The following is an 11263-nucleotide window of genomic DNA, read 5'->3' on the forward strand; positions in this document are numbered from 1 at the left end:
CTCAGCCCTTCCCGAGGAGCAGTCGGGCCTCGCCGACGGTGATGACGGAACCGGTGACGAGCACGCCCCCGCCGGCGAACTCGCCCTCCTCCTCGGCGAGCGTGATGGCCGCCTCGAGGGCGTCCGGCAGCCGGGGTTCGACCTGGACGCGGTCGTCGCCGAACACCTCGACGGCGATCGCGGCGAGCTCGTCGGCGTCCATCGCGCGATGGCTGGTGTTCTGGGTGATCACGACCTCGGCGAAGATCGGCTCGAAGGCCTCCAGGAGTCCCCGGACGTTCTTGTCGGCGCTGGCCCCGACCACGCCGATCAGCCGGGAGAAGTCGAAGGCCTCGCCGACGGCCTCGGCGGTGGCGCGGGCGCCGGCCGGGTTGTGCGCGGCGTCCAGGACGACGGTCGGGGAGCGCCGGACGACCTCGAGGCGGCCCGGCGAGGACACCGCCGCGAACGCCTTGCGGACGGTGTCGATGTCGAGCGGTTCGGGCCGCTGGGAGCCGACGCCGAAGAACGCCTCGACGGCGGCGAGCGCGACGGCGGCGTTGTGCGCCTGGTAGGGGCCGTGCAGCGGCAGGTACACCTCGGGGTACTCGCCACCCAGGCCGCGCAGGGTGACGAGCTGTCCGCCGACGGCGACCTGGCGGGCGACGACCCCGAACTCCAGCCCTTCCCGGGCGACCGTGGCGTCGACCTCGACGGCCTTGCGCAGCAGCACCTGCGCCGCGTCGACGGGCTGCTGGGCGAGGATGACCGTGGCGTCCTGCTTGATGATCCCGCCCTTCTCGGCGGCGATCGCCCCGGGCGTCTCGCCGAGCCGGTCGGTGTGGTCGAGGTCGATGGGCGTGACGACGGCGACGTCGGCGTCGATCACGTTCGTGGCGTCCCACGAGCCGCCCATGCCGACCTCGACCACGGCGACGTCGACGGGCGCGTCGGCGAAGGCCGCGTAGGCCATGCCGGTCAGCACTTCGAAGAACGACAGCCGGTAGGGCTGCATGCCGTCGACCATCTCGACGTACGCCTTGATGTCGTCGTACGTCTCGACGAACCGCTCGGCGGAGACGGGTGCGCCGTCGAGGCTGATCCGCTCGGTGATCGACTGGACGTGGGGGCTCGTGTAGCGGCCGGTGCGCAGTTCGAAGGCGCCGAGCAGCGCCTCGATCATGCGGGCGGTCGACGTCTTGCCGTTCGTGCCCGTGATGTGGATGGAGGGGTACGAGCGCTGCGGCTCCCCCAGCACGTCCATCAGCGCGGCGATGCGGTCGACGGAGGGCTCCAGCTTGGTCTCGCCCCAGCGGGTGGCCAGCTCGGCCTCGACCTCGCGCAGGGCCTTGTCGACCTCCGGGTCCGCGGGGCGCGCGGGCGTGTCGGACTGCGGGGCGCCGCCCTGGGTGCGCAGGGTGCGGCTGCCGGCTTCGATGACCGCGAGGTCGGGATCGCGGTCGGTCTCCTCGGCGATGATCTCGTCGAAGGGATCGAGGGGTTCGAAGGGGGCGGGCAGGTCGTCTGGGTTGCCGTTCGGGGGGAGCTCGCTCACGGGCCCAGTCTACGGACGGGCGGTGACAGAGGTGGGCGGAGGTGGCGGAGACGGGCGGAGGTGGGCGAAGGCCCCCGGAACCGTGCCGGCTGTGCCGGTCCCGGGGGCCCTCGTCCGTCGCGGTGTCCTACGCCTCGGGCAGGCGCTCCAGCTGGGCCTGGATGCGGGCGATGTCCTCGTCCGCCTTGGCGAGGCGGGTGCGGATCTTGTCGACCACATTGTCCGGGGCCTTCGCCAGGAAGGCCTCGTTGCCGAGCTTGGCGTGGGCCTGGGCCTTCTCCTTCTCGGCGGCGGCCAGGTCCTTGGCGAGCCGCTTGCGCTCCGCGGCCACGTCGATGGTGCCGGAGAGGTCCAGCGTGACGGTGGCGCCCGCGACGGGCAGGGTCGCCGTGGCGGAGAAGCCCTCGCCCTCGGGCTGCAGGCGCAGCAGTTGCCGGATGGCGGCCTCGTGGGACGCCAGCGCCGTGCCGTCGAGCGTCAGGCGGGCGGGGACCCGCTGGCCCGGCTGGAGGCCCTGGTCGGCACGGAAGCGGCGGACCTCGGTGATGACCGACTGGAGGCTCTCGATCTCACGCTCCGCGGCGGCGTCCCGGAAGCCCCCCGGGGCGTCAGCCCCAGGAACGAACACAGCGGTCGGCCACTCGGCGATGACGACGGACTCGCCGCCTGTCAGCGTCGTCCAGAGGGTCTCCGTGACGAACGGGACGATCGGGTGCAGCAGCTTCAGCGTGACGTCGAGGACCTCGCCGAGGACGCGGCCGGAGACCTTCGCGGGCTCACCGCCGGCCATGAACGTCGTCTTGGACAGCTCGACGTACCAGTCGAAGACCTCGTCCCACGCGAAGTGGAACAGCGCGTCGGAGAGCTTCGCGAACTGGTAGTCCTCGTAGAGCGCGTCGACTTCGGCGACGACGGAGTTGAGCCGGGAGAGGATCCAGCGGTCGGCCGCCGACAGCTGCGAGGCGTCCGGCAGCGGGCCGTCGACCGTGGCGCCGTTCATCAGCGCGAAGCGCGTGGCGTTCCAGATCTTGTTGGCGAAGTTGCGCGAGCCCTGGACCCAGTCCTCGCCGATCGGGACGTCGACGCCGGGGTTGGCGCCGCGCGCGAGGGTGAACCGGAGCGCGTCGGAGCCGTACTTGTCCATCCAGTCCAGCGGGTTGACCGCGTTGCCGAAGGACTTCGACATCTTCTTGCCGAACTGGTCGCGGACCATGCCGTGCAGGGCGATGGTGTGGAACGGCGGGGTGCCGTCCATCGCGTACAGGCCGAACATCATCATCCGGGCGACCCAGAAGAAGAGGATGTCGTAGCCGGTGACCAGGACGGAGTTCGGGTAGAACTTCGCGAGCGACTCGGTCTGTTCGGGCCAGCCGAGCGTGGAGAACGGCCACAGGCCCGAGGAGAACCAGGTGTCGAGGACGTCGGTGTCCTGACGCCATCCCTCGCCGGTCGGTGCCTCGTCGTCGGGGCCGACGCAGACGACCTCGCCGTTCGGGCCGTACCAGACCGGGATGCGGTGGCCCCACCACAACTGCCGTGAGATGCACCAGTCGTGGAGGTTGTCGACCCAGTCGAAGTAGCGCTTCTCCATCTCCTGCGGGTGGATCTTGACGCGGCCGTCGCGGACGGCGTCTCCGGCGGCCTTGGCCAGCGGGCCGACCTTGACCCACCACTGCATGGACAGGCGCGGCTCGATGGTGGTCTTGCAGCGCGAGCAGTGGCCGACGGAGTGGACGTACGGGCGCTTCTCGGCGACGATCCGGCCCTCGGCGCGCAGCGCGGCGACGATGGCGGAGCGGGCCTCGAGCCGGTCCAGGCCCTGGAACGGGCCGTGGGCGGTGATGACCGCGTGCTCGTCCATGACGGTGAGCGACGGCAGGTCGTGCCGCTGGCCGATCTCGAAGTCGTTCGGGTCGTGCGCCGGGGTCACCTTGACCGCGCCGGTGCCGAACTCGGGGTCGACGTGGGTGTCGGCGACGACCGGGATGGAACGGTCCGTCAACGGCAGCCGGATCAGCTTGCCGATCAGATGCCGGTAGCGCTCGTCGTCGGGGTGGACGGCGACGGCGGTGTCGCCGAGCATCGTCTCCGCGCGCGTGGTGGCGACGACGATCGTGTCGTCCCCCTCGCCGTACTTCATGGAGACGAGTTCGCCGTCGTCGTCCTGGTACTCGACCTCGATGTCCGAGATCGCCGTCAGACAGCGCGGGCACCAGTTGATGATGCGCTCGGCGCGGTAGATGAGCTCGTCGTCGTAGAGCCGCTTGAAGATGGTCTGGACGGCCTGGGACAGGCCCTCGTCCATGGTGAACCGTTCACGCGACCACGCGACGCCGTCTCCCAGTCGGCGCATCTGGCCGCTGATCTGGCCGCCGGACTCGCCCTTCCACTGCCAGACGCGCTCGACGAACGCCTCACGGCCGAGGTCGTGACGGGACTTGCCCTCCTTGCCCAGTTCGCGCTCGACGACGTTCTGGGTGGCGATGCCCGCGTGATCCATGCCGGGCTGCCAGAGCGTCTCGAAGCCCTGCATGCGCTTGCGGCGGGTGAGGGCGTCGATGAGCGTGTGCTCGAAGGCGTGCCCGAGGTGCAGGCTGCCCGTGACGTTCGGCGGGGGGATGACGATCGTGTACGGAGGCTTCTCGCTCTTGGCGTCCGCCTCGAAGTAGCCCCGCTCTACCCAGCGCTCGTACAGCGGCCCCTCTACATCGGCCGGCGCGTACTGGGTCGGCAGTTCGGTGTGGGGCGCTGATGGCTGCTGCTGAGCGTTCTCGGTCACGGGCCCAGTTTAGGGGTGTCACGGGGCCGTCCCGAAACGTGTTTGCCGTGTAACGGTGGGGCCCCCGCCGACGTGCAGGTGACGCCTTTGAGCCAGGATGTGAAAATCACATAAGCATCTGGAGGGGAACCCCGGAATGAGTCACCACCAGCCGGGCCCGTACGGCGGGCAGCCCCAGCAGCCCGGACCGTACGGACAGCCCGGGCCGTACGGACAGCCGCCGCAGGCGCCCCAGCCCGGCTACGGCTACCCCCAGCAGCCCCCCGCCCCGCAGCCCGGCTACGGCTATCCCGCCCAGCCCCCGCAGGGCGTCCCCCCGCAGACCCCGCCCTACGGCCAGCAGCCCGCGTACGGTCAGCAGCCGCCCCCTCCCTACGGCCAGCAGCCGCCCTACGGCCAGCCTCCCTACGGCGTCCCGCAGCCCCCGCCGCCGAGCGGCGGGGGCAAGAAGACGGGCCTGGTCATCGGCGCGGTGGCGGTCGTGGCGGCGATCGGCGTGGGCGCCTACTTCGTGCTCGGCGCAGGCGGCGGCGCAGGCGGCCTGAAGGACGACGGCCCGCACAAACTGGACACCCCGGCGACGGCGCTCACCGACTACAAGCGGGTCGGCAAGGGCGGCGAGACCACCGACGGAGACATGACCAAGTCCCTGGCGGCCAGCGGCGTCAAGGACGGCAAGGCCGTCATCGGGCAGTGGTCGACCGCCGACTTCGGCGACTACGACCCGCAGAACCCCGACCCCGCCGACCTGCCCAGCCAGGCAGAGCTCCTGACGGCCAGAGGGTTCTCGATGCTCGGCGGCTACGGCAAGATCGCGAACCCCGAGGCGTCGCTGGACATCTACTTCGCCGCCATCCAGAAGGAACTGCAGAAGAGCAGCAACTCTTCCAGTTCGTCGAGCAGCACCCAGGGCAAGACCGAGCTGATCGGTCAGCCCGAGGAGGCCGACATCGACGGCGCGGTCATGAAGTGCCAGTCGCTGAAGAGCGTCAACTCGCTGACCAAGAAGGACTCCACCGACTGGTTCTGCATCTGGGCCGACTACAGCACGATCGCCATGGTGTCCCCGGGCGACAACACCAAGAGCATCACCAAGGACGTGGCGATCGACATCACCACAAAGCTGCGCGACGTGGTCCGCGTCAAGGCCTGACATCCCTGGAGCACCGCTCAGGACACGGCGAAGGGGCCCCGGTCGACCGGGGCCCCTTCGCCGTGCCGTCTCGTACGGGTGCGGATCAGGCCGTCTTCTGCTCGCCCGGGCCGCGGCCGCCGCGGGCGTCGCGCGGGATCAGGGTCGGGTTGACGTTGGAGAGGACGACGTCCGCCGTGATGACCACGCGGGCCACGTCCTTGCGGGACGGGACCTCGTACATGACCGCCTGGAGGACTTCCTCCATGATGGCGCGCAGACCGCGGGCGCCGGTCTGGCGCAGGATGGCCTGGTCGGCGATGGCCTCCAGCGCCTCGCGCTCGAAGTCCAGCTCCACGCCGTCGAGTTCGAAGAGCCGCTGGTACTGCTTCACCAGGGCGTTGCGCGGCTCGATCAGGATCTGCAGGAGCGCCTCACGGTCCAGGTTGTGGACCGAGGTGATCACGGGCAGCCGGCCGATGAACTCGGGGATCATGCCGAACTTGACCAGGTCCTCGGGCATGACGGCCTCGAACTGGTCCTTGGACTCCAGCTCGCGCTTGGAGCGGATCGTCGCCCCGAAGCCGATGCCCTTGGCGCCGGCCCGGGTCTCGATGATCTTCTCCAGACCGGAGAACGCGCCGCCCACGATGAACAGCACGTTCGTGGTGTCGATCTGGATGAACTCCTGGTGCGGGTGCTTGCGGCCGCCCTGCGGCGGCACCGAGGCGGTGGTGCCCTCCAGGATCTTCAGCAGGGCCTGCTGCACGCCCTCGCCCGACACGTCACGCGTGATGGAGGGGTTCTCACTCTTGCGCGCGACCTTGTCGATCTCGTCGATGTAGATGATCCCGGTCTCGGCCTTCTTGACGTCGTAGTCGGCCGCCTGGATCAGCTTGAGCAGGATGTTCTCGACGTCCTCGCCGACGTATCCCGCCTCGGTCAGCGCCGTCGCGTCGGCGATGGCGAACGGGACGTTCAGCATCCGGGCGAGGGTCTGCGCGAGGAGCGTCTTGCCCGAACCGGTGGGGCCGAGCAGGAGGATGTTGGACTTCGCCAACTCGATGGCGTCCTCACGGCCTTGGCCCCCGCCGTTCTCGCCGGCCTGGACGCGCTTGTAGTGGTTGTACACCGCGACCGACAGGGCCTTCTTCGCAGGCTCCTGGCCCACCACGTAGCCCTCGAGGAACTCGTAGATCTCGCGAGGCTTGGGGAGTTCCTCCCAGCGGACCTCGCTCGTCTCGGCGAGCTCCTCCTCGATGATCTCGTTGCAGAGGTCGATGCACTCGTCGCAGATGTACACACCGGGCCCTGCGATGAGCTTCTTGACCTGCTTCTGGCTCTTGCCGCAGAACGAGCACTTGAGCAGATCGCCGCCGTCACCGATGCGTGCCACGGTGTGCTTCCCCTTCGCCTGGGAGACGACTGGACGCTTACGAATCCAGCGGCTCCTGGTGCTGCCTTATTCCGACGGTACCTTGCCTGGCCCCCCGTTCGGGCCCCCCTTGGCACGGTTCACTGCGACACGGACCGCGTCACACCGTACCGAGGGGGGCCGCACCGGACGACCTCGTGCGTCAACGCAGGTTGTCGTTGTTCATCTTCCGGGTGGAGATGATCTGGTCGATCAGGCCGTACGACAGCGCGTCCTCGGCCGTGAGGATCTTGTCGCGCTCGATGTCCTCGCGGATCTTCTCGATCGGCGTGGTGGAGTGCTTGGCCAGCATGTCCTCCAGCTGACCGCGCATCCGGAGGATCTCGTTGGCGGCGATCTCCAGGTCGGAGACCTGACCGCGGCCGGTCTCGCTGTACGGCTGGTGGATCAGCACGCGCGCGTTCGGCAGGGCCATGCGCTTGCCCGGCGTACCGGCGGCCAGCAGGATCGCGGCGGCGGAGGCCGCCTGGCCCATGCAGACCGTCTGGATGTCGGGCTTCACGAACTGCATGGTGTCGTAGATCGCGGTCAGCGCCGTGAAGGAGCCGCCGGGGCTGTTGATGTAGACGGAGATGTCCCGGTCCGGATCCATCGACTCCAGGCACAGCAGCTGCGCCATGACGTCGTTGGCGGAGGCGTCGTCGATCTGCACGCCGAGGAAGATCACGCGCTCTTCGAAGAGCTTCGCGTAAGGGTCGTACTCGCGGATGCCCTGGGAGGTGCGCTCGACGAAGCGCGGGATGACGTAACGGGACTCGGCGCGGGGGCCGGTGTATTCGGCCTCGGTGCGGGCGTAGATGCCGCTGCCGGGGAAGTCGTTCACGGTGTCTCCTGGAGAGAGGGCTGGGGCGGTGGACTGAAGGGGCTGGAGAGGGGCGCTGACGGCTTCCGGGGGCCGCGGGCCCCCGCTGGGAGGCTCCGGGTGGCCCGGGGGCCCCGGAGGGCTTCCCGGGCCTCCGGGAGGCCTCAGCGGGCTCCTGGAGCCCTGGAAGGGATCAGGGGCTCAGGGGGCTCCGGGGAGCGCCCTGGGCGGCCCTGCCGCCGTCAGCGGCGACCCTCAGGCCGCCCCGGTACCGCCGCCGCCCGGCATGCCGGCGGCCGTGGGGATGACGTCGTCGATGAGGCCGTACTCCTTGGCCTCGAAGGCGTCGAACCAGCGGTCGCGGTCCGAGTCGCGGGTGACCTGCTCGACCGTCTGGCCGGTGTGCTGCGAGGTCAGCTCGGCCATGCGCTTCTTGGTGTGCAGCAGCCGCTCGGCGTGGATCTTGATGTCCGAGGCCGAACCCGCCAGGCCGGCGGAGGGCTGGTGGATCAGGATCTCGGCGTTCGGCAGCGCGAAACGCTTGCCGGGGGTGCCCGCGCTGAGCAGGAACTGGCCCATGGAGGCGGCCAGGCCCATCGCGATGGTCACCACGTCGTTCTTGATGAACTGCATGGTGTCGTAGATGGCCATTCCCGCGGTGATGGAACCGCCGGGGCTGTTGATGTAGAGGTAGATGTCCTTGTCCGGATCGGCGGCAAGGAGCAGCAGCTGTGCGGTGATCTTGTTGGCGATGTCGTCGTCGACCGGCTGGCCGAGGAAGATGATCCGCTCGCCGAGCAGCCGGTTGTAGACCTGGTCGCCGAGGCCACCACCGATGGAAGGCTCGCCGGCGGCGGAGGGCATCAGATTCGTCACGTATCCACCTGCTCGTCTTACGACGGCGCCGGGCCGTCTCACGTGTACTGCCGGGGGCAACGGGGACTCCCCTGCCCTCGTATTCATGGACCCTAACGCGCGGGTCCCTTCGGGGAATCCCGGAGAGCTGGGTGTTCGCCGGGGGCGTAGCCCGGGGGGCCGGGTCGCGGGACGGGTACGGCACCCGGGGCCCGGGCCGCGGGGCGGGTACCGGTCGGGTTCCGGCCGCGGGCGGGCGTCGGCCGCTCACGCGTTTCCCGCGTCCCCGGGGAGGACGACGGGCCCCGGGACAGAAGTCCCGGGGCCCGTCGCACCTGCTTCAGAAACCGCTCGAGGCTCAGGCCTCGGGCTTCTCCTCGGGCGTCTCCTCGGTCTCGGCAGCGGCCTCGGCGGCCTCCGGAGCGGCCTCGTCCTCGTCCTCGTCGTCCAGGTCGATGACCTCGCCGTTGGTGTCCTTCACCGTGGCGGACTCGACGACCGTGGCCAGCGCCTTGCCGCGGGCGACCTCGCCGACCAGGAGCGGAACCTGGCCGCCCTCGACGACCGCCTGGGCGAACTGGTCGGGGGACATGCCGGAGGAGGCGGCACGGCGCATGAGGTGCTCGGTGAGCTCCTCCTGGTTGACGTTCAGCTTCTCGCGCTTGACGAGCTCGTCGAGCACGAACTGGGTCTTGATGCCCTTGACCGCGGCCTCACGGGTCTCGGTCTCGAACTCCTCGGCGGTCTTGCCCTGGATCTCCAGGTACTTGTCGAGGTCGAGGCCCATCTGGCCGAGCTGGTGGTGCTCCAGGTTGTGCTTGCGGGTGTTGACCTCGTCCTCGAGCAGCTTCTCGGGGACGGGCACCTCGACGAGCTCCAGCAGCTTCTCGAGGACGCGCTCCTGGGCCTGCGTGGCCTGGTCGTACTGCTTCATGTTCTCGAGGCGCTTGCGGCTGTCCGCGCGGAGCTCGTCGAGGGTGTCGAACTCGGAGGCGAGCTGCGCGAACTCGTCGTCCAGCTCGGGGAGTTCGCGGGCGGCGACCTGGGTGACCTTGACGGTGACCTCGGCCTCCTTGCCGGCCGCCGAGCCGCCCTTCAGCTCGGAGGTGAAGGTGGTCTCGCCACCGGCCTCCAGGCCCTTGACGGCCTCGTCGATGCCTTCCAGCAGCTCGCCCGAGCCGATGGTGTAGGAGACGCCGCTGGCGACGCCGTCCTCGAGGACCTCGCCGTCGACCTTGGCCTCCAGGTCGACCGTCACGACGTCGCCGTCCTCGGCGGCACGCTCGACCGGGGAGGTCGAGGCGAAGCGCTCACGGAGCTGCTCGACCGACTTGTCGATGTCCTCGTCCGTCACCTCGACGGCGTCGACCTCGACCTCGATGGAGGAGAAGTCCTCGGGGAGCTCGAGGGCGGGACGGACGTCGACCTCGGCGGTGAAGTTCAGCGTCTCGCCGTCCTTCAGCTCCGTGATGTCGACCTCGGGCTGGCCGAGGACGTCGATCTCGGCCTCGTTGACCGCCTCGGTGTAGAACTTCGGAAGCGCGTCGTTGACGGCCTCCTCCAGCACGGCGCCACGGCCGAAGCGCTGGTCGATGACCCGGGCGGGAATCTTGCCCTTACGGAAGCCCTTCACCGTGACCTGCTGGTTGATCTTCTTGTACGCCGCGTCGAGGCTGTCCTTGAGCTCCTCGAAGGGCACCTCGATGCTGAGCCGAACCCGAGTCGGGTTCAGGGTCTCCACGGCGCTCTTCACGGTTCGGTCTCCTTGGGGGCTGACATCTTGGTTTCCGCCGGAGCCAGACCGGCTCCCGCAAATTCGCCGCCCGGAGGACTTCAGCAGGAAGAGACACACGGGCGTGCAGCTTGCATAGTAACGGCAGCAGGGACACGCCCCAAAGGCGATCAAGCGAGGTGATCGCGGAGATGGCCGGTGACGGCAGGCGAGAGCCGCGGTACTGGTCGGGGTGGCGGGATTTGAACCCACGGCCTTCCGCTCCCAAAGCGGACGCGCTACCAAGCTGCGCCACACCCCGTCTGGTGCGACACGTAGGGTACATGCCCGCAGGCCGTCTGACCGCCGCATTTACCGAGCCCCGGGGTGGCCCGCGAGGGGACACGGAAAACGCGGTGTGCGACAGGGGGCGCCGACCCGCTACGATGCCTGCAGTGCCGCGGTCGGCTGACCTGCGGCGCGACGTGTGCGGGCGTAGCTCAATGGTAGAGCACTAGTCTTCCAAACTAGCTACGCGGGTTCGATTCCCGTCGCCCGCTCTGCACGACGTAGGCCCGGGTGAGAGGGCGATTTCCTCTCCTCGGGCCTTCGGCGTTCCCTGGGGGCGTTCCAGCCCTTCGCGCGGCGGTCGCCAGGATCAGAAACTGATCGAGTTGATCGTGTCGGCGAGCGAGTCGAGGAAGCGTTGGATCGACGGGGCCATGCCGGTCGAGGCGAGGAAGAAGCCGAACAGTATGGCGACGATCGCCGGGCCGGCCTTGATCGACCCGCCCCGGATCAGTACCACCAGGATGATCGCCAACAGCAGCACCACTGACAGTGAGATGGCCACAACTGATCACACGCCCTCGGTCGGTCCGCACTCCCGAGACCATCGTGCCACCAACCCGGCTCACCTATGCGGCCCATGACGCATCATCGCGCGGCCGGTCGGTCGCCGACATGCCGCGGACTGTTCGGATCACGCGCCGACGCGCGTGCCGACTCATGTGCC

The 11263-nt window shown here is 69.3% G+C and carries 8 protein-coding genes and 2 tRNA genes; 2 read left to right on the top strand and 8 right to left on the bottom strand.

Annotation, left to right across the window (positions count from 1 at the left end; genetic code table 11):
- Position 1: 1 nt before the first annotated feature.
- Complete coding sequence (gene folC, locus QA802_RS15160) at positions 2 to 1534, bottom strand: bifunctional tetrahydrofolate synthase/dihydrofolate synthase (protein ID WP_334522417.1); 1533 nt, start codon at positions 1532 to 1534, stop codon at positions 2 to 4.
- Between the two features lie 127 nt (positions 1535 to 1661).
- Positions 1662 to 4313, bottom strand: coding sequence for a valine--tRNA ligase (locus QA802_RS15165; protein WP_334522420.1), 2652 nt, complete (start codon positions 4311 to 4313; stop codon positions 1662 to 1664).
- Positions 4314 to 4449: 136 nt separating this feature from the next.
- Between QA802_RS15165 and QA802_RS15170 the strand changes: the two genes are divergently transcribed.
- Positions 4450 to 5466 carry a hypothetical protein gene (locus QA802_RS15170; RefSeq protein WP_334522423.1) on the top strand — a complete coding sequence of 339 codons (1017 nt, stop codon included), beginning with the start codon at positions 4450 to 4452 and terminating at the stop codon, positions 5464 to 5466.
- A gap of 85 nt (positions 5467 to 5551) precedes the next feature.
- Here the strand turns inward: QA802_RS15170 and clpX are convergent, their stop codons facing one another.
- From clpX to QA802_RS15195, 5 genes are all read right to left on the bottom strand, one after another.
- On the bottom strand, positions 5552 to 6841 hold the full coding sequence (clpX, locus tag QA802_RS15175) for an ATP-dependent Clp protease ATP-binding subunit ClpX (RefSeq protein WP_057574661.1): 1290 nt from the start codon (positions 6839 to 6841) through the stop codon (positions 5552 to 5554).
- Between the two features lie 181 nt (positions 6842 to 7022).
- Positions 7023 to 7703 (bottom strand): ATP-dependent Clp protease proteolytic subunit, encoded by a 681-nt coding sequence (locus QA802_RS15180; protein WP_057574660.1) that lies wholly within the window; start codon positions 7701 to 7703, stop codon positions 7023 to 7025.
- 234 nt (positions 7704 to 7937) lie between these two features.
- Positions 7938 to 8546 carry an ATP-dependent Clp protease proteolytic subunit gene (locus tag QA802_RS15185; RefSeq protein ID WP_057574659.1) on the bottom strand — a complete coding sequence of 203 codons (609 nt, stop codon included), beginning with the start codon at positions 8544 to 8546 and terminating at the stop codon, positions 7938 to 7940.
- Between the two features lie 349 nt (positions 8547 to 8895).
- Positions 8896 to 10290 carry a trigger factor gene (gene tig / locus QA802_RS15190; RefSeq protein WP_334522426.1) on the bottom strand — a complete coding sequence of 465 codons (1395 nt, stop codon included), beginning with the start codon at positions 10288 to 10290 and terminating at the stop codon, positions 8896 to 8898.
- Positions 10291 to 10493: 203 nt separating this feature from the next.
- Positions 10494 to 10570, bottom strand: a tRNA-Pro gene (locus tag QA802_RS15195).
- A gap of 167 nt (positions 10571 to 10737) precedes the next feature.
- On the opposite strand from QA802_RS15195, the gene QA802_RS15200 reads away from it, so the two are divergent.
- Positions 10738 to 10808, top strand: a tRNA-Gly gene (locus QA802_RS15200).
- 98 nt (positions 10809 to 10906) lie between these two features.
- Here the strand turns inward: QA802_RS15200 and QA802_RS15205 are convergent.
- Positions 10907 to 11101: a hypothetical protein gene (locus QA802_RS15205; RefSeq protein WP_319171307.1), complete on the bottom strand. Its 195-nt coding sequence runs from the start codon at positions 11099 to 11101 to the stop codon at positions 10907 to 10909.
- Between the last annotated feature and the right edge of the window lie 162 nt (positions 11102 to 11263).

The organism is Streptomyces sp. B21-105 (assembly GCF_036898465.1).
Classification (GTDB): Bacteria; Actinomycetota; Actinomycetes; order Streptomycetales; family Streptomycetaceae; genus Streptomyces.